Raw genomic sequence first — 16,168 nt, forward strand, 5'->3', positions numbered from 1 at the left:
CATGAAAAAACCGCCACAGCGCTTGGCCGGGCGGTTGGTCTAGTGGGCGTGAACGCCGTCTTTCAATTGGTCAGGAAACGTTCGCCGCATCGTTTGCAAGATGTCACGAATATCGCCCGAACCGGATTCGTCGCGAGCAATCGAATACATTTCGAACGCCTCGCGTGGGTTGAAGTCCTCCGGATAATCCGACTCATCATCAACCGCAATAACCTGGCAATCGCAAGCACCGTGATACTTGTTGCCGTTCTTCGAGAACAGTGCCGACTCGCTTGACGTGTAAAGCCACTCGCCCTCACGCCCCGCCAACAAGAGGCAGAACGCGCACGTCATAGCGCCAGAAGGAACCCGCGCCCAACGCTGACCATTGCGATCAGCGTTATAGGCAATGGTTGAACGTCCCGGCTGCTTCACGTACTTGTCAACAGCCACCAGCAAGCCCGGCAACGCAAGCTCAGGACGCGGCGTAAACAGCGCGCCAGCACTGTAGCGAACCTTCGCTTCAACAGCCGCAGCCGGGATGCCCGTAGGTGCCGCCAGAGCCTGCACAGCACGCTTGCCCGCAGACTCCCGCACATCCTCGTACCAGTCCATAGCGATCACAGCCGCCACGTCCCCGTACTTCTGAGTCAACGCGGGCATGAACGCCAATAAGGCATCACGCGCGGCCTCGGGGCGGTTCAGGTTCAGCGACCGAAAGAACCCGGTCAGCTCAGCCTGAACACGCTTCGACAACTCCGCATTAGCAAGCCTCAAACGGTCGACCTCAGCGCGAGTCGCCATCACTCATCCTTGGTCTTGATCGTGATCGGCTCACCCTCAATGAAAGTCAAGTCAGTAAGCCCAGCCGCCAGTGCCGCAGCATTTCGCTCAACACCAGCACGCCGCAACACGCCAAGCGCGTCAGCCTTCGCCTTGAGCACCTGCGCCGCCTCAAGCTCTTCATTGCCCTCGCCAGCGCCATTGCCAAGGATCTGATCAATAGCCGAACCCGCACGCGCACGCATCGCATGAGACTCCATCGCCGCAATATCAGAATCAGCAAAACCCCAACCAGCCAGAACCGGCTTAGAAGTCGCGAACTCCGGATACGTCGCCGCGAACTTCTGCGAGAAATCAGAACGAGACGAAGGCGTGTTAGTCGCACCATCAATCACATGCGGATGAATCTTGCGGACATCCACCGCCATCGAATCCGACCACTCACCATGCTGAGCAATCAACAAATTCTTAGCCAATTCCCACCGGGACGCCTCCAACTTCGGAAGCTCAGGACCAATAACCGTAGCCATCAAGTCCGTCTCAGCCGCACGCATAGCATCAGCACTAGAAGGGTTGTCGTGAATAATGCCGAGATACCCGACCGGGATCGACGTCTCGCCAGACACCAACATCCCAATCGTTCGCATCTGATCCGAGTGAGGCTGAAAAGACGCCTGCGCGAATTGTTCAATCTTCGCCCGGTCCATCAACCCAGTATCTTCATTGAAGAAATCCGGGACACCAAACATCGCACCAATCTCACGCGACCACGGCTTAACCCTGTTACCCTCACCATCAGTGAAGTGCTCACGCTTAGCGCCATACATCGCCATACGCGGGGCCGAATACCACTCCGCGTTAGCCTCCTGACGAAGCATCGTGCGGATGCCATTGTCAATCATGCCCATCAAGGGGCGAGAGATGCGCGAATACCCAAACGGGCGAGACGTCGAACGACCCCACACATACGGCACACAAGGAACATGACCCTCAATGCCCACGACTTCCTCAGTGACCCGCCAACCATTGCGCCCAGACTCAACCGTCAACGCAACACCCGGCAAATACAAGATCGTCTCCTTACGAGACAACACCTCCAAAGCTGCATTCACGCGATCAGTACGACGGTCACGCTCCGCCGTAGCCTCCTGCGCATTCCGCACCGAAACAATAACATCCTGCTCACCAGGACCGCCCGGAGTCGTGAAAATGAAACTACACGACGCCTGCAACATGTCCTCAATAGCCATTCCCTCAAAAAGGTCAAGCTTCGAATCGCGAGCAATCAAATCCAAATCATCCAACAACGACAACGGAGAATCAGCAGTAAAACCATGCGGCCTAATACGGGCCGCAGGAACCTTCACCGCCTTATTCGCCCAACCAAGGATCGTCGCAAAATCCCGCATCTCCTCCGGAATCGAAGGCCCAATATTGTGCAAAGCGCGCTTCGCCTCAAAATACTGATTCCGAATCGAATTCCTATACGCCTTCGTACGCACCGTCTGCAACAAACGATAAAAAACCTTCGCCTCACCAGTAGTCAAATCCCGAACCATAAGCACCTACTCTCAAACTTGAAACCCATGCTGGGTCGGGGCAGACGAAACAGAACGACGACGCGCTTTCTTTAGCGCACCAAAATGAGCGCCAGTAATCGCCATCATCGGAGACAAGTCGTCGTCCAAAGTTTCCCGATTCCACTTATAGGAACCCGGACGATTCTTGATATCCTCGCGAACGGTAGATTTGACCGAATCCGTCAAATGCTCCTGACCGAAATGCGAAATTGACTTCTCCCGATCCACAGCCTGAGCCAGCAACGCGCACCCCTGAGTCATCTCATTAGCTCCAGTAATGATCACCAGGACGTTCTTGCGTTTCAGCGGCACCTCCAAGATGTCGCGAGCTGGCGAATACGCATCAATGACCACAGGAATTCGTCGCTTGGCGCGCTCCCAAACCCAAGCCACCAAAGCATCAGTGCCCTCGTCAGCAAACGGAGTATCCGCCGCAAGTTCCAAATGGATCTTTCCCTCGTCAGCAAACACGGCAGCAGCAATGGACACCTTCGTGCGCTCAAGATTCATGTCAATGCCGAAGGCGGCAAGCTGCCACTCGGGGTCAGGAGACTCAATCGCCAAGCCATCCCACGTGGCATGGTCAACCGCCCGACGCTTCATCCCCGCCTTGTCCCAAACGCCCAAGGCCTCACGCTTGAACGACTCGGCCGTAAGCTTGCGCCGCAAGCGAAGCATCGCCTTCTCCCGCGTCCTGTGCGGGTAAGACGGGTTCGCTTTGCGCCACTGCTTACGGTCGTCAGGGTCGGCGTCCTCATCCGCGCTGAACTCGATATACAGGGCGTCAGTGGAGTCGCCCTCCAACGCTGCCCGCCGGGCCTCTTCGAAAATCTCCGAAGGGTCAATCGGCTTCGGCGGCGTCCCAATCATTACCGTCAGCGCATTAGGCGACACACTCTGCGCGGGGATCATGTCATCAACGGCGCGCTCAGTAAGGATCTGAGCCTCATCGAAAACAACAATGTCAACCTTCGTGAAGCCGCGGCCAAATCCACGCTCACGAGCGCCGAACACCACGCGCGACCCGTTAGTGAATTCAATCTTCTGCTCAGACCCGTTATCTGGCGTCCGATCAATGTGCGGGGCCATCTTGGGCGTCGACGCCATCGACTTCATGCCGTCAAACGTCTCGTCGGCAGTATCCTTCTTATGCGCACTCCACGTGACCGTCAAGCCCGGATAGATAATGCAAAGAGCGAAGACGATCCAGCCGATCATAAATGTCTTGCCCACCTGGCGCGGGATACTCATCGTCACGCCGCCAACAGTGGTCGCGTAATACCCCTCAGCATCCTTCGAAAGAATCAACTGAGCCGCGCCAACCTGCCACGGATCAAACCCAATGCCAAGCTCAGCCAACGTATTGCGAACAGCCGGCCAGCCGGTCGAAACAATGCCCTCAGGGATAACAACGTGCCGGGCCGCGTCAGACAGTCGAGGGGTCGAACCCTTCGTCGGGTGAGCCTGCTGCTTCATCAAGCTCATCACCATCCCGTGCCGCCCGAGCGGAATCCATCGCGTCGATGTCAGTGACGACCTTCATGTATCGAATGCTGAGGGAAGCAACGTCGCGTGCCAGTGACTCGGGATTGTCAATAATCGTCGCGAGCCGATCACGCAAAGCAATCAGTTGCTCCCGACGCCCCAGCCCCGCCGCGGCAGACAAAGAGCCCGGACGACCAGTCACGGGCTCAGTGGCAATATCTGGAATCGCGGGCGGCTCATCAGGGGCCACCCAAACAGGCTTCTTAGCAACCACCGGCACCTCCTACATAGAAAACCGCTTACCGGTCACCGTCAGATAGCGACCATCCGAATACCACTCAACCTTGAGTCCATCCTCAAGACTGAAAACCTTCCGACCGTCCGGCGAACCACCAAACAACCAGGCATGAACACCAGAACCAGACGGGGACACCTCGAGATAAAAAGCATCAAGGGAAGCCAAGAACCGAGCCGCACGGGGATCAAGCACACCATCAACCAGCACACCATCGAGATCCACGCACGCAAGCCCGTCGCCATTCACGACGAAGCCCAAGCCCGCGCCCTCACCCGACCCGCGCGCGTCCTCATACGAGGACCACGTAGCCGGATCGGTAGACGACGCCGGCAACCCCGCAAGGTCAACCGGCATCTTCGTCATCTTGCGACCGCGCATAATGGGCTTCCATCGCACCCACCGCGCACGCGAGGTCAACTCAACCGGCAACTTCCGGCGAGACGCCCGCTTGCGACAACGAGCCGAACACGTCTTCGCGCCCGCACGATAAAGATTCATCGAGCACCCGCAGCCTTCACACGTTCTATCCATGCTTCAATTATACCGGAATGTCACACTTAAACCCAGTGATTACGCGGAAGTTGGGCGATTGCGCGATGCGCAAACCTGAGCACCGGGAGCCCGACTGGATGGAAGCACAAACGCCCACGTCAACGATCAGTATCAAAAGGGAACCATGCGCCCGTGTGGAAAAAATGGGCCATGAGTGAAAATTCGCTATCACCTGGAGGGGCGACCCGCGGGGTGGGGGCGGGGCATACCCGGTGGGGGTACCGCCATGCCGTCGCTCGCCGTTTCGTGTTGACACAATGCCCGCGACAGTCACCATTGCCTGCTCGTCTTGAGTGGCTTCACGTTCGGAACTGTTGCCCTGTGGGGAGTTGGGCTGTCTCGGTCGCCTTTGGATTGGTTGCATCGCCTGCAACACACTCTGCAGTTTTCGATGACATCCTTACCTCCGCGGCTGTGCGGCACGATGTGGTCCACCTCGGCGCTTGATGGCGTCAAGCCTTTGGTGTAGTTCATCTCTACTCGACAGTATGGACAGCGTTCAAGCCCTTCACGTTGCGCAAGGCGCAAGGCTTGAAGGCGAACCTTCTTCCATGCGCTTGTGCCTGTGCGTGATGTTGCCATGTCATCACCTCGTGCTCATGCGTATGCGTTATGCGCGTACTCATGCGTCAATGCGTGCATGCCTATGCCTAGCGTCCAAGCCCTCGATGTGCGCCCTGCGCCCTGTGCCCTATCATTTAGCCCTGCCCCTACACGCGCGCCTATACCCCCTATGCGCACGCCCTGGCCCCCATTGTGTGGGGGTGGGCATGTGCATAGGGGGTGGGCTTATGTGGCGGGGTGGCCTGCATGACCGCATGGGGGCCCCTGTGTTGCGCAAGGGGGTACGTCTTGCACTCCCCCCGCATCATCTGCTGGGGCACCCCTGAAATCGTCAGGGTCTATGACATAGTCCCAGCGCGCGAATACACCATGCTCGGCACCATCATCACTGGTGACGTGCACGCGCCCCTCGGTGAGTGTCCAGCCCGTTGCGTCTGGACACTCTAGGGTGATGCCATCAATGCCGATGACGATCATGCGTCCACCGGGGCGTGTATCTCTTCTTCTAGGTAGTCCTCTAGGGCCGCCCTGTGCGTGCGTGAGCAGTGTCCGCACATCATGAGGATGCCGCCACTCTTGAGTATGTAGGTGACCTTTGGGCGAGCAGTGGGGCATCGGTCGCAAGTATCAGTTGCCCACCAGTTAGCCTTGATGACCTCAGCCATGACGCCTCCTATGCGGTGATGGTTTGGCCTTCGATGATGGTGCGTCCGTTGCGGATGCGGTAGACGAAGGGCCATGATTCGGTGTCGTTGTAGTAGGCCATACCGAGCCCTTGCTGCCAGTCTTCTACGATGCGTGCTGGTGTCCCGTTTGCGCCTATTGAGCCGTGTACGGAGGGTACTGCGCCGTCTGTGCGGCATAGGCATCCGGGGTTAGCTGAGTAGGATTCGATGGGTTCGCCGCGTGCGCCTAGGACGCTTTTGTAGGTGACTTCGGCGCGGTGTGTGTGACCTGCCCATGTGTTGATGTGGGGCAGGTCGGACACGTACTGTGCGGTTGTTGAGCCCTTGCTGTTGGCTTTTGTCCCGTGAATGTTTCGGGTCAGGTCGTTGTCCCAGTCGGTTGCTGCGGGGTAGGCGTCGACGTACTCAATGTTGAGGTCGTCGAGCCTGAGCAGGTAGGGGATGGACATGACAGGCCACGATGCGGGGAGTCCTGCGCGTTTGAGCCCGAAGGCGGCGAGTGCGTTGGTTTCCACGAAGTTCTGCATGCGCTTGTCGTGGTTTCCTTCGATGATGACAATGCGCGCGGAGGGTGCTGCGGCGCGCAGGGTTGCCAGGAATTCGTGCCCACGGTCAAGGGATGCTTGTGTGGTGAGCGCGAATGCTGCTTCTTGGGCGAATCGGCCTTGGGATGCGAGGTCGAGAAAGTCGCCTAGGATCTGGATGACATCTGGTTGGAAGCGTGCGCAGGTTTCGACGAAGACGGCCATTGCTTTGTCGTCGTGGAAGGGGTCCATGGTGCCGTCTGGGAGGCGTCGGAACCCGATCTGCGTGTCTGCGCCCTTGATGGCGAGTTTCATGTCTCTCGGGGGTGCCGTGGGGAGCCTGCCGATGAGGACGTTGACCGGCTGCGCGGGCTGAATGACAGGCCACGCTGGTTCGCCGCCGTCCTTCGCGGTCTTGGGTCGAACAGCGTTCAGCTTGTTCCAGTAGCCGCCTGCCGGGTTGCTTGTGACGCCCCAGTTGAATGTTACGGCGTCCGGGTCTTGGCCCTTTGATGCGATGAACTGGCGGAAGTCTTCGTAGCCCCATGCGGTGTCGCTGGTGAGCGTGTAGGCGTCGGTGCCGTTGTGGTCGCCTGCTTCGGATTCGCCGGCTGGTGTGTTCACAGTGGCGGCCGGCTTGGCCTGTGCACCATTCCCGCGGGTGACGCCATAGCACAAGCACTGTTGGGCGGTGTGGCGGCGTTGGGTGCGTGGGGAGGCTTCTGCGGGGTTGCTTGCTGCATAGCATGGCTTGGTGGTCATGATTCCTCCTGGGCGCGTGAAATGCCCATGGCATCCACTGGTTGGTTGGATGCCGGGGATCGGCGGGATGTTGCCTATTCGGTTGTAATTGGGTGCTGCGTGATGTTGTTTGTGGCGGATCGGCTAGATCGTGCCGGTTGCTTGGCGGTGCCGGACAGGATTCGAACCCGCATCTTGCGGTTTTGGAGACCGCTGCTCGACCAGTTGAGCTACCGACCCAGTGGCATCAGAGGCGGTCCAGTGTTTGCTGGGCTAATGCGCGTGATGCCTTGTCCTATTTCGCACGCGTCCGTACGTGCGGTCATAGGTGACCGTCCCCTCGACTTGATTGCAGTGAGTCGCAACAGAGGCCTTAGGGTGCGTGCATCGGTCGGTCGTGAACCGTCGAGAACATATCTGCCGATGCTGCCAGTGACTCGACTTGATCATGTCGGGTTTGGCTGGTGCGGACGTGCAATAGGTCCGCGGGTTAGCATTACGGTGCTAGCGGGCTGCAAGTATCGGTCGGCAGCCAAGACCAGCTTTTAGGTGGCGAAGGGTCCATCGGGGCGTGTGACGGGTTCGACTTCCCACGCCCTCAGCCATTCGCCGTCCGGGTAGACGCCGATGTTTCCGGAATTCTTTTTCAGAATGTGCAGGATGCGGTTGTCATCCACGAACCATCCGGTCGCATCGGGGTAGGTGTCGATGTCGAGGGAGTTGGTGGTCACTGCTACGGCCATGGTTGTTGCCTTTCGTGGTGGGTGTTGGTTGCCGGTTCGATGTCTCATCCAGCGGCGTTGCGTCTTGAGCCTGACGCGGGCAGATACGTTCACCTAACCTTTCGGCTGATCAACTACCTTGTTACCGCGTGCGGGGAGGGAGCCGGGCTCTACCTCCGCCGAACGGGTTCTTGGGTGCCTGTTTTCGGGCACTAAAAAAGCCCCAACCGATGAGGATTGGGGCTTGGGCTTCTGGCACTAGTTACAGATGTGCGCCTCAAATGACTGTACACCATTTTTCGTTCAAATGCATCATTGCCTTGTCTTTTGGTGTGTTCGAAGAATGTCTACGGGAAAGTAGAGTCGTTTTTCGAAGCGCGGATTCGATATGTGGTCTAGCACATAGCGGAGCTTTCGGCGTTTGACCCAGTTCTCGAAGTCGAACTTTCGGATGTTGATGCCCATGTGCTCGGCTATGTAGTTGCAGGCTTCCTGGCGGGGGGCTGGTTCAGGGAAGTCTTCACTTAGCTTGGCTCTTATGGTTTCGTGGTCGACGTGTTCATCTTCGGGGCCGTAGACAGCCGTTCGCGCCTTGCCTACCCACTCTCTTGCCATGTGGAGCGTCCGGCCAGCGTTCTCGTTGTCCCTGGCTTCGATGTAGGCGTTCATGTCCTTGATTTCCCAGAGCCAGTATCGGATCTGGTTGGTGTCAATTTGCACGGGCGGTCGACTGCCGGCTGATTTGGTTCCGTTGCCGCCCTCTTGGCCGCCTGCCTTCTTCGTGACCTTCCCCGCTTGGATGTTCGGGTCAAGGTTGACGATGAGGAAGTCCACGTTATCGAGCAGGTCGGCTAGTTCGAAGCGGTGTTGCTCGCAAAGGTGGAGGGTGCTGGACTCTTGCCCGCACTCAACAAGACTGCAAATCATTCAGGCTTCCCTCCGCTATGGTCGATGGCGTTTTGGATGGAGTTGACGAACATGAATGCGAAGATTCCTCGCAGCAGTTCGACGATAAATTCGCCCCACCACGTGTACCCATCCGTGTTGAGTCCGATCAATACGACGAGCCAGATGAGCCACCAGACGTTGACGCGCTTCAAAGCCCCATCACCTTCCCTAGTGCGTGTTGTGCGTTTTCGCGGATGAGGTCGCGGTCGTGTGAGTCGCTCGTGTAGTCGAGCATGGTCATGTCTTGACGGGCAATGAGCCTTGACCCGAAGATCGTGCGTTTCCGGATCGTCATTGCTGGCACCCCGCGCTTGTTCCAGACTGATGGCAGGCGATCCTCAAACCAGAAGAACCCACGCGGGAGGTCGGGAATATCTGGCCGGTGGTCAGTCATCGTCGGTGTCTCTTTCCTCGAAGCGGACAAGGTGCCTGCGTACAAGTCCGATGTGGTGGTGTAGTGCGATGTCAGAATCGTCCCAGCAGTAGGTGCGCGAGTTGGCTTCACCATCGGGCACGACTCCTGCCGCAACTGGCACCCATTCGGAGACGAAGTATTCTTCGCCGCCTTCGAAGCTTTTGAAGTGGTCGCGGATGGCTTGGTCGAGTGCGGCTTTCGTTTGGTCGCTCACAGTTCCTCCGTGATGGATTGGATGCGGTGGAGTGGGTAGGCGACTTCGAGGGTGTCAGGTGCGTTCTCAACGTCTTGCCAGAAGCTCACCAAGCCATCATCAGACCGCATGTAGTTCGCGTGGATGGTGGCGTTTCGGTCTGCGGCGTCTAGCTCCACGACGTACACGCGCTTCTTGCGTGGTTCGGGCTTCTTGGCTTCGATGGGGTGGCCGGGCAGGTTCATGGCTTCCGTCCTTTGTGAATGAGGGGCTTCTCGTTCTTGTTGCGCCAGACGACATGGCAGGTGGTGCAGTGTCGGTATCGGGATGTCCAGCCAGTGCCAGGCGCGTAGGTCGACCAGTGGCCGATCATTCGTCGCCCCATTCCGATTCCCATGCAGGCCGTGAGAATGCATTGTCAGCGCATGAATGACCGCGCTTTTCCGAGTCTCTGATTGCTTGTTCTGACCCGTACATCTGGAATCCGACCCATTGCGTTGTCATGTAGGTATGGCAAGCGCATCGCTGGCAGACCATGTAGACGCGTCCGGCCTGCATGTCAGGTTGCCGAATGCGCACTCGGCCTTCGGGGTCGAGCAGTTGCGTTTCAAATACCATGCCCGCTGGTTGCCATTCATGGAGGCAGGTGCGGGGCGCGCGCAGGCCGTCGCTCATGCCAGCCCCGCGTGGTGCATGACAGTGACGGCGACTAGTGCGGATACAGCGAGTGATCCCGCGATGGCCGCAATGACCGACAGGACGGACGCGAACCGCTGCGTGAATACCGCGGCAAACAAGGAAACCACCGCGATCAAACCCGCAGTGGCTCCATAGATGGTTACGAACACTATTGGCGTCATGGGTAGACTCTCACTTTCAGTTTGTCGGGGTGGCGGGTGGTGATGGTTCCGTTGGCGAACACGATGGTTCGTTGGATGAGTCGCCCGTGCGCGTCAGTGACGGATTCGAACGTGAGTAGCCGGACGGGCTGCATCCAAACGTGATCCCAGGCAGCAGATGCGAGTTTGTCCAGATGCTCACTGGACAATTCGGCGGCGGTGATTTCAAGCACGGCGTGTCCCGTGAATGCGCAGGTCGAACACCGCGTACTGGTCGATTCGTGACATGGCCGCGTGCCCAAGATGCGACTCGGCGTGGTCATAGCATCGTGGGCCTAGTGCTTCGGGCGGGAAGAACTTGCCCCAGAGGATGAACTCGGCTGGAACGGCAGGCGCTCGGTATGGCAGCTCATCCCGGCACTCGCGGCAGTGCTCGGTCAATTCCTTGCCATCGGGTGAAGGTTTTGACGCCACTCCCGTACCGCGTTCGGTACGGTTTTGGTCGGTCAGGTTCGCAACAGCTTCCATTGCCATCCGGTGAGCTGCGGCAAGTGATGCCCGGTCAGCCTTACTCATTCCGGCGATTGCTTCTATGGCTTCGATGTGTTCCGGGGTCATATTCGACCCGGCCCATTCAAGGTTCGATGGTGCGACGAATCCGAAGTCGCCCGACTGCCACTGAACCCCCACGAAGCTCAGAAACATTTGGTCGCGTTCACCGGTCACCGTGCCCACCTGTGTTGGGTTCGACCGCATACGCACACGGTCACCCTTGACATAGCTCATGATCGATTCCTGTTCTCGGTGATCCAGTCGTGCATTTTCTTGACGTGTCGTGCGTCTTCGAGTGCGTTATGCGCGGTCCCAGCCTGTGCGGGTAGTCGGCGCACGTTTGCCCAGTCCACGAGCGACCGAACATCATTCGTAAACTGTGGGATACCCGCGGGCATGTCCAACATCCGACCGAAGAGCTGCGAGAGAACAACATGGTCATAAGCCGCGAACCATGCCCACAACTCGGGCGGCGACCCATCCAGCAGGAACGCCTTGACCTCATCCCGGATCTGCGACTTCGGCTTCCACTCCTCAGCGTCCGGCAGATGCGGCATGACGTTATCCATCAGCCAGTCGTTCGTGGTGATCGCAATCCATGGGGCACTCAAATTCACGGCGTGGTACTCGCGGCCATCCTCAGCAACAATTCCGATGCTGATAAGTTCGACGCTGTACCCGTCATCCAGGAACTCGGTGTCGTAGTAGTACCTCATTGGTTTAGTTCTTTCTCTCGTGCGGCCCAGACTCGAGCCCGATCCTGGTTCTGTTCGAGTAGCCGGCGAATCTGGTTCGCGTGCTTCTTCTGCGTGGGAGTCGTCGCGTTGGCCTGTGCTACCTCCCACTGCGCGGCCAGTCGGGTTGCTGCCTCCGAATACCTGCGAGACTTGTCGGATGCCTCACGTTGAGCAGTGCGGGCCTCTAACGGGGTCACCGTGACCTCTTTCGCGCCCAAGACGGGCTACTCGTCGGGTAGTGTTTCCGGGTGCTAGGTAGTGCGCGGGTTCGGGGGTCGGTGAGTTCATCCAGCACCGCCATATGCGCTTCCAGTCCACGTGTCGGGAATGGGCGCATCGGGGTCCTGTCAAGCCGCGTGATGACGTCTTCGCAGTCCTCAAGCGACCAACCCGTGCTCCGTGACAGCGCATGAGTCTCAGCCGAATACTCGCGGGCCGGAACAAGCGCCGGATGATGCATCGTGATGGCGAGCTGGTGCATTGCCCACTCACTGTTCTTGACCGCCGCACGCACGCGATCCCACGACCGGCGAACCGTATCGTTGAACTGTTCGCGCTTGAGGTCGTCATAGATCGGGGTCGATCCGTAGACAACCTGCTGCACCACCCGATCCCACTCAGCCGACCGGCCAGCACGCCGACCACCAACACGCAACATGTCTTGGAACCGTGACGTGTCAGGCAGGATCTCAACCCATGCCGAACCAGTCACCGGCTCGAAAGGCCGGGACATCCACGCCCAGTCGGCCTCCGCTTTCAACGCGTCATAGATCGGGGTGTCGCTCATGGTCGTTCTCCTGGTTCTAGTGGGGTGATTCGGATGTGCGCACCGGGAGTGTCTGCGGCCCAGTGTTTGCGTGCGTGGATGGACACAATGCGGGCGTCATCCGCGATGATCCCGGACGACGTAAGCCCGTCACACGTTGAGCGCAGGAGCTTGTCGAGATCGGGCGGACCAGCAGGATGATTGCCGAACTTGCTCTTAGCCGGCGCTGGCAAATAAAAGTCCACCGACAACACCAGTGGCCCATCAAGCGGATCAAGAAACCCGCGCGCAAGAGCCGATGCAAGCTGAACCGCCGCACGCCACGGCTTCACCTTCTTCGACGACTCGATCATCCGACCGTTGCCAACATGCCGCTTCGAACCCTGAGGTGCCGGGATGCCGGATACGTGAAAGTCATACATGGTTGGGCACCGCGGCGTTGGCGGCAAAGACTGCCCTGGCAAATCCCATCGGGGTTGCGCTGCGGAAGTTGGCGCGCTCAGCACCGGGTGGCGCTTTGTGGATGCGGTCGTCAGGGTCACCCCAAAGCTTCGAGTAGGCCCGGAGTGCGGGCGGCATGACGAAGCCGCCGCCAGTCCAAAGGCTGGTCTTCTTGGTGTAGTGATCGTCAGGCTCGTACGCGGTGTAATCGGATGGGTGGAAGTAGTGGTCCGGCTTGCGCCATAGGGTCGCAATTCGCGATGTGGGGTTCTCTACGAACCACGGGGCCCCTGAAAGCTGCCCGATGTTGGCGCACTCTTGAACGATCCGCATTGCGTCAATCCACATGTTCGGGCCTTGGTAGTGCTCCCAAGACTTGTCGGTCATCTTGCGCTGGAAATGCCTGGCTCCTGACACTGCGAGGTGAGTGCAGGGCGGGAACCCGAAGACCGCGGCGACGTTGCCGGCGCGGATGAGTTCACTGATGACCGGCATGGCATCCTCGATAGTGCCGGCAAACTTGGTCACGGCGCCCTCGGTTCTGGTCGTGCCGTGCTGCGGGTCCACGAGGAACGCCCGGTAGCCGGCGTCTATCCACGGTTGGACCATGTTGCCAGTGAGGTCGCACAGGCTGATGATGGTTTTCATGTCGCTCCTTTTGGTCATAGCGAAGGCCGCCTGCGTGTGCTGGGCGGCCTTGTTTGGTTTGGGTGTGTGCTTGTGTCGGGGTGGGCGTGTTCGCGCGCTGGTGGGCACGTGGCGGGTTAATCCGGGATGGTTGCGCCGACTGCCTCACTGGTTAGTGTGATTTCATGGTCAGGGTTAAGGCGGAACGATCCGACGATGACGGCGTTATCGCTGCTGGTGATGAATACGTGCACACCGTCTTGAGCGTGCGTGAAGTGCCGGAGAATGCCTGCATACGTCTTTCCTTCTGTGACTTGGATGTGCTGCATCAGGTGTTGTCGGGTTAGGTCGCGGGCGGGGATCACTTCGGCACCTCAGCTGTGCGGCCAAGGCGTTCGGCGAGTTGCGAGCGGCTGATGCCGAGGGTTTCGGCGGCGGCGATCAGGTTCGCCGTCCGCTGCTCATAGGCGAGTGCTAGGGTGGCCTCGGCGATGCGGTTGAGAGCGCTGAACTGCATCGTCTCGTCAGTGATTCCCTCTTCCGCGACATAGCCTTCGTTCGCGGTTTCTTCGGTGACTAGCTGCGGGCGTTCCATTGCCGCGGCGTCAAAATGCGTATTGCCATTCATGTTGCTCATGATGTCCTTCCAATAAAAATGCCGCCCATGTGAGCGGCTTAGTAGTCTTGGATGCTTGCGTAGTGTCCACTGAACTGCATGGACGTTGATCCGGTTGGCCCGTTGCGGTTCTTGCCGACGAGCATGTCGATTTCGCCTTTCTTGTCGGTGTCGATTTCGCGGTGGAGAAGGATCACTGCGTCTGCGTCCTGTTCGACGGCCCCGGATTCTCGTAGGTCGCTGATCTTGGGCCGCTGGTCCTCCCGCGACGTACTGCCTCGGTTGAGCTGCGAAAGCGCGATCACGGGAACGCGTAACTCCATCGCCATGATCTTTAGCTGCCTTGACATGTCCGCAACGAACTCGTGTCGCGGGCTCTTATCTCCCGGCTGCTGGGCCATGAGCTGCAAATAGTCCACGACGACGCCGGCGAGTGGTTTGCGGCGGTGGACGTTGCGCACGAACCGCTTGATGTCCGTGATGCTCGCCCCCGTGTTGTCATTGACAGCGAGAGGAATGTCCCCGCGGCCTTGCATCCAAGGCCCGATCTTGTTCCAATCGCCAGGGTTGAGTTCGTTGCGCATGAGCCGGCGCATGTCGATCTTGAGGTCTGCGGCCATGAGTCGCACGTTCACGTCGTGGACACTCATTTCGAGGGACATGAACGCGACTGACCCGTGCTCGGCAAGTCCGCGTGCGAGCTGTAGCCCGACGACTGACTTGCCCACAGACGGCCTAGCACCAATGACGTACAGCGCGCCGGGCTTGAGTCCGTCGATGATCTGGTTCAACGACTGCCAGGGAGTCGGCGTGAATGCGATGGGCGACTCAAGATAGTTCACGGTCGCCTCCATGGTGTCGGCAACGAACTGCACCGGTTGCGACTTCGTGGAGGATTGTGCGCCGTCGATCTCTTTGCGGGATGCTTCCATGATTTCATCGGCATCGCCCCCACCGTCGATCATCTGCTTGACCCGCTCGGCAGCAACGCCGAGCCTGCGCATGGTTGCCGCGTCTGTCACGATGCCCGCATACAGTTGCGCGTTCGATGCAGTCGGCGTGACCTCCATAGCCTTGTGCAGAATCAGCGGGTCAATTCGTTCGCCGGTCTTCATCACTGCATCCATGACGGTGAGCTGGTCGATAGCCTTGCCCGCATTCTTCATTTCCTGGACAGTGCGGTGAATGAACTCGTATGCCGGTTGCCGGTAGTCGGTCGGTGCGAAGTCGAGTTCTTCGAGGATGCGCCCGGACGTGAGTAGTAGTGAGCCGAGTACGGATAGTTCGGCGGTGTCAAGGTCGATCATCTAGTGAATTCCTTTCTTGTCCCATGGGGACGATCCGGCTGGCTTAGACTTCTCAGCCTTGAGTAGCCAGTTGCGGAAGGCTGCGTCCCAGTCTCGGTATCGAGCATCTTTTGCTTTTGCCCAGTTGGTAAACCGGTCGGCCTGGAAGGTGATGTTGATTCCCTCAGCATTTGCATATTGTGTGTGTGCTTCGTTTGGTGCCCATGCTTCGGGCAGTGGTGTTTCGGGCTTGCGTCGAGAAGGGGGCACACACTCTTTAGTAGCTGTAGTAGTAGCTGTAGCTGTAGCTAACCCATAACCCCGATCTGGGTCTATGGCATAGCCGTTGCCATAACCCTCGGCAAAGGTGATGGGTAAGGTGTCGCCATGGGCTATCTGCTTCATGTTGACCGCACGACCCTTTAGCAGTGCTTTCACCCGGTCAACTTCCCAACACTTCATGGTTGGATCTGCTTCGTGGAGTCGCTGTAATTCGTAGACGAAGAACTCGCGGATCTCCCGTGACGCAATCCCGGCATAGTCGTTCGCCATGGACACGGGTAGCCGGTACTGCTTGAGTAGTCCGTCGTGCTTCACGAATGAGCGCACGAGGACTTCCTCAGTGGCCTCGTCGACGTAGATGAAGTGCTTGGCCTGCAACCTCTCCGCCGCACCCTTCACGATCTCCACGGTGGCTCCCGCTGCCATTGCGGCTAATCGTGCCGGCCTCCATTCTGCGACGCCCGCATAGCTGAGTGTGGGGTGGATCAGCAGTACCTTGTACAACCATTGTTCGATAATTGTTAGGTCGCGGTAGTTGTCGTCACCGAGCAT

General features: G+C 58.6%; 25 protein-coding genes and 1 tRNA gene. 1 reads left to right on the top strand and 25 read right to left on the bottom strand.

The features are described from left to right. Positions 1-39: 39 nt before the first annotated feature. The 22 genes from AC6CHY_RS17010 to AC6CHY_RS17115 all read right to left on the bottom strand — a co-directional run bounded on the left by AC6CHY_RS17010 (position 40) and on the right by AC6CHY_RS17115 (position 13,453). Entirely contained in the window at positions 40-783 is a 744-nt protein-coding gene (locus AC6CHY_RS17010; RefSeq protein WP_498227483.1) for a VG15 protein, read from the bottom strand. Then, entirely contained in the window at positions 783-2,309 is a 1,527-nt protein-coding gene (locus AC6CHY_RS17015; RefSeq protein WP_498227484.1) for a hypothetical protein, read from the bottom strand. Before AC6CHY_RS17015 ends, AC6CHY_RS17010 begins: the two co-directional genes overlap by 1 nt. Before the next feature lie 24 nt (positions 2,310-2,333). Then, positions 2,334-3,818 (bottom strand): terminase large subunit domain-containing protein, encoded by a 1,485-nt coding sequence (locus AC6CHY_RS17020; RefSeq protein ID WP_498227545.1) that lies wholly within the window; start codon positions 3,816-3,818, stop codon positions 2,334-2,336. After that, a complete protein-coding gene (locus AC6CHY_RS17025) occupies positions 3,769-4,101 on the bottom strand; it encodes a hypothetical protein (RefSeq protein WP_498227485.1) in 333 nt (110 codons plus the stop codon). The genes AC6CHY_RS17020 and AC6CHY_RS17025 overlap by 50 nt, the downstream gene beginning before the upstream one ends. 9 nt (positions 4,102-4,110) lie before the next feature. Next, positions 4,111-4,503, bottom strand: coding sequence for a hypothetical protein (locus AC6CHY_RS17030; protein WP_498227486.1), 393 nt, complete (start codon positions 4,501-4,503; stop codon positions 4,111-4,113). Between the two features lie 444 nt (positions 4,504-4,947). Then, positions 4,948-5,259 (bottom strand): HNH endonuclease, encoded by a 312-nt coding sequence (locus AC6CHY_RS17035; protein ID WP_498227487.1) that lies wholly within the window; start codon positions 5,257-5,259, stop codon positions 4,948-4,950. Between the two features lie 455 nt (positions 5,260-5,714). Continuing rightward, a complete protein-coding gene (locus AC6CHY_RS17040; protein WP_498227488.1) occupies positions 5,715-5,981 on the bottom strand; it encodes a DUF7455 domain-containing protein in 267 nt (88 codons plus the stop codon). Further along, positions 5,915-7,213 (bottom strand): hypothetical protein, encoded by a 1,299-nt coding sequence (locus AC6CHY_RS17045; protein ID WP_498227489.1) that lies wholly within the window; start codon positions 7,211-7,213, stop codon positions 5,915-5,917. Before AC6CHY_RS17045 ends, AC6CHY_RS17040 begins: the two co-directional genes overlap by 67 nt. A 142-nt stretch (positions 7,214-7,355) precedes the next feature. Beyond that, a tRNA-Trp gene (locus AC6CHY_RS17050) sits at positions 7,356-7,432 on the bottom strand. A gap of 305 nt (positions 7,433-7,737) precedes the next feature. Next, positions 7,738-7,935: a hypothetical protein gene (locus AC6CHY_RS17055; RefSeq protein WP_498227490.1), complete on the bottom strand. Its 198-nt coding sequence runs from the start codon at positions 7,933-7,935 to the stop codon at positions 7,738-7,740. Positions 7,936-8,226: 291 nt separating this feature from the next. Further along, positions 8,227-8,748, bottom strand: a complete 522-nt coding sequence (locus AC6CHY_RS17060) for a hypothetical protein (RefSeq protein ID WP_498227491.1) — start codon at positions 8,746-8,748, stop codon at positions 8,227-8,229. 89 nt (positions 8,749-8,837) lie between these two features. Continuing rightward, positions 8,838-9,014: a hypothetical protein gene (locus tag AC6CHY_RS17065; protein ID WP_498227492.1), complete on the bottom strand. Its 177-nt coding sequence runs from the start codon at positions 9,012-9,014 to the stop codon at positions 8,838-8,840. After that, a complete protein-coding gene (locus AC6CHY_RS17070) occupies positions 9,011-9,256 on the bottom strand; it encodes a hypothetical protein (RefSeq protein WP_498227493.1) in 246 nt (81 codons plus the stop codon). The genes AC6CHY_RS17065 and AC6CHY_RS17070 overlap by 4 nt, the downstream gene beginning before the upstream one ends. Beyond that, positions 9,249-9,491 (bottom strand): hypothetical protein, encoded by a 243-nt coding sequence (locus AC6CHY_RS17075; RefSeq protein WP_498227494.1) that lies wholly within the window; start codon positions 9,489-9,491, stop codon positions 9,249-9,251. The genes AC6CHY_RS17070 and AC6CHY_RS17075 overlap by 8 nt, the downstream gene beginning before the upstream one ends. Further along, positions 9,488-9,715, bottom strand: coding sequence for a hypothetical protein (locus AC6CHY_RS17080; protein WP_498227495.1), 228 nt, complete (start codon positions 9,713-9,715; stop codon positions 9,488-9,490). The genes AC6CHY_RS17075 and AC6CHY_RS17080 overlap by 4 nt, the downstream gene beginning before the upstream one ends. A gap of 426 nt (positions 9,716-10,141) precedes the next feature. Further along, positions 10,142-10,330, bottom strand: a complete 189-nt coding sequence (locus tag AC6CHY_RS17085; RefSeq protein WP_498227496.1) for a hypothetical protein — start codon at positions 10,328-10,330, stop codon at positions 10,142-10,144. Next, entirely contained in the window at positions 10,327-10,542 is a 216-nt protein-coding gene (locus tag AC6CHY_RS17090) for a hypothetical protein (protein ID WP_498227497.1), read from the bottom strand. The genes AC6CHY_RS17085 and AC6CHY_RS17090 overlap by 4 nt, the downstream gene beginning before the upstream one ends. Next, positions 10,535-11,095, bottom strand: a complete 561-nt coding sequence (locus tag AC6CHY_RS17095) for a hypothetical protein (protein WP_498227498.1) — start codon at positions 11,093-11,095, stop codon at positions 10,535-10,537. The genes AC6CHY_RS17090 and AC6CHY_RS17095 overlap by 8 nt, the downstream gene beginning before the upstream one ends. Next, entirely contained in the window at positions 11,092-11,577 is a 486-nt protein-coding gene (locus AC6CHY_RS17100) for a 3'-5' exoribonuclease domain-containing protein (protein ID WP_498227499.1), read from the bottom strand. The genes AC6CHY_RS17095 and AC6CHY_RS17100 overlap by 4 nt, the downstream gene beginning before the upstream one ends. Positions 11,578-11,791: 214 nt before the next feature. Further along, positions 11,792-12,385: a hypothetical protein gene (locus AC6CHY_RS17105; RefSeq protein WP_498227500.1), complete on the bottom strand. Its 594-nt coding sequence runs from the start codon at positions 12,383-12,385 to the stop codon at positions 11,792-11,794. Further along, complete coding sequence (locus AC6CHY_RS17110) at positions 12,382-12,786, bottom strand: RusA family crossover junction endodeoxyribonuclease (RefSeq protein WP_498227501.1); 405 nt, start codon at positions 12,784-12,786, stop codon at positions 12,382-12,384. The genes AC6CHY_RS17105 and AC6CHY_RS17110 overlap by 4 nt, the downstream gene beginning before the upstream one ends. Beyond that, a complete protein-coding gene (locus AC6CHY_RS17115; protein ID WP_498227502.1) occupies positions 12,779-13,453 on the bottom strand; it encodes a hypothetical protein in 675 nt (224 codons plus the stop codon). Before AC6CHY_RS17115 ends, AC6CHY_RS17110 begins: the two co-directional genes overlap by 8 nt. Positions 13,454-13,617: 164 nt before the next feature. Here AC6CHY_RS17115 and AC6CHY_RS17120 point away from each other — a divergent pair, with 164 nt between their 5' ends. Beyond that, entirely contained in the window at positions 13,618-13,779 is a 162-nt protein-coding gene (locus AC6CHY_RS17120) for a hypothetical protein (RefSeq protein ID WP_498227503.1), read from the top strand. A 14-nt stretch (positions 13,780-13,793) separates the two neighbouring features. Here AC6CHY_RS17120 and AC6CHY_RS17125 read toward each other — a convergent pair whose 3' ends face one another. Genes AC6CHY_RS17125 through AC6CHY_RS17135 form a run of 3 tightly spaced genes read right to left on the bottom strand, consistent with a single transcriptional unit; the run spans position 13,794 to position 16,168 of the window. Then, on the bottom strand, positions 13,794-14,069 hold the full coding sequence (locus tag AC6CHY_RS17125) for a hypothetical protein (protein ID WP_498227504.1): 276 nt from the start codon (positions 14,067-14,069) through the stop codon (positions 13,794-13,796). Between the two features lie 38 nt (positions 14,070-14,107). Then, positions 14,108-15,355, bottom strand: a complete 1,248-nt coding sequence (locus tag AC6CHY_RS17130) for a replicative DNA helicase (protein WP_498227505.1) — start codon at positions 15,353-15,355, stop codon at positions 14,108-14,110. Further along, the gene (locus AC6CHY_RS17135; protein WP_498227506.1) at positions 15,356-16,168 is read right to left on the bottom strand and encodes a hypothetical protein; all 813 of its coding nucleotides are present in this window, start codon (positions 16,166-16,168) and stop codon (positions 15,356-15,358) included.

It is taken from the genome of Paeniglutamicibacter sp. GQ140 (assembly GCF_059759235.1).

What these genes read in the sequence shown, in the direction of transcription:
- AC6CHY_RS17010 (WP_498227483.1), bottom strand. Translation starts at nt 783, where the DNA reads ATGGCGACTCGCGCTGAGGTCGACCGTTTGAGGCTTGCTAATGCGGAG.
- AC6CHY_RS17020 (WP_498227545.1), bottom strand. Translation starts at nt 3,818, where the DNA reads ATGAAGCAGCAGGCTCACCCGACGAAGGGTTCGACCCCTCGACTGTCT.
- AC6CHY_RS17030 (WP_498227486.1), bottom strand. Translation starts at nt 4,503, where the DNA reads ATGCGCGGTCGCAAGATGACGAAGATGCCGGTTGACCTTGCGGGGTTG.
- AC6CHY_RS17035 (WP_498227487.1), bottom strand. Translation starts at nt 5,259, where the DNA reads ATGGCAACATCACGCACAGGCACAAGCGCATGGAAGAAGGTTCGCCTT.
- AC6CHY_RS17040 (WP_498227488.1), bottom strand. Translation starts at nt 5,981, where the DNA reads ATGGCCCTTCGTCTACCGCATCCGCAACGGACGCACCATCATCGAAGG.
- AC6CHY_RS17045 (WP_498227489.1), bottom strand. Translation starts at nt 7,213, where the DNA reads ATGACCACCAAGCCATGCTATGCAGCAAGCAACCCCGCAGAAGCCTCC.
- AC6CHY_RS17055 (WP_498227490.1), bottom strand. Translation starts at nt 7,935, where the DNA reads ATGGCCGTAGCAGTGACCACCAACTCCCTCGACATCGACACCTACCCC.
- AC6CHY_RS17070 (WP_498227493.1), bottom strand. Translation starts at nt 9,256, where the DNA reads ATGACTGACCACCGGCCAGATATTCCCGACCTCCCGCGTGGGTTCTTC.
- AC6CHY_RS17080 (WP_498227495.1), bottom strand. Translation starts at nt 9,715, where the DNA reads ATGAACCTGCCCGGCCACCCCATCGAAGCCAAGAAGCCCGAACCACGC.
- AC6CHY_RS17085 (WP_498227496.1), bottom strand. Translation starts at nt 10,330, where the DNA reads ATGACGCCAATAGTGTTCGTAACCATCTATGGAGCCACTGCGGGTTTG.
- AC6CHY_RS17095 (WP_498227498.1), bottom strand. Translation starts at nt 11,095, where the DNA reads ATGAGCTATGTCAAGGGTGACCGTGTGCGTATGCGGTCGAACCCAACA.
- AC6CHY_RS17100 (WP_498227499.1), bottom strand. Translation starts at nt 11,577, where the DNA reads ATGAGGTACTACTACGACACCGAGTTCCTGGATGACGGGTACAGCGTC.
- AC6CHY_RS17105 (WP_498227500.1), bottom strand. Translation starts at nt 12,385, where the DNA reads ATGAGCGACACCCCGATCTATGACGCGTTGAAAGCGGAGGCCGACTGG.
- AC6CHY_RS17110 (WP_498227501.1), bottom strand. Translation starts at nt 12,786, where the DNA reads ATGTATGACTTTCACGTATCCGGCATCCCGGCACCTCAGGGTTCGAAG.
- AC6CHY_RS17115 (WP_498227502.1), bottom strand. Translation starts at nt 13,453, where the DNA reads ATGAAAACCATCATCAGCCTGTGCGACCTCACTGGCAACATGGTCCAA.
- AC6CHY_RS17120 (WP_498227503.1), top strand. Translation starts at nt 13,618, where the DNA reads ATGGTCAGGGTTAAGGCGGAACGATCCGACGATGACGGCGTTATCGCT.
- AC6CHY_RS17125 (WP_498227504.1), bottom strand. Translation starts at nt 14,069, where the DNA reads ATGAGCAACATGAATGGCAATACGCATTTTGACGCCGCGGCAATGGAA.
- AC6CHY_RS17130 (WP_498227505.1), bottom strand. Translation starts at nt 15,355, where the DNA reads ATGATCGACCTTGACACCGCCGAACTATCCGTACTCGGCTCACTACTA.
- AC6CHY_RS17135 (WP_498227506.1), bottom strand. Translation starts at nt 16,168, where the DNA reads ATGCTCGGTGACGACAACTACCGCGACCTAACAATTATCGAACAATGG.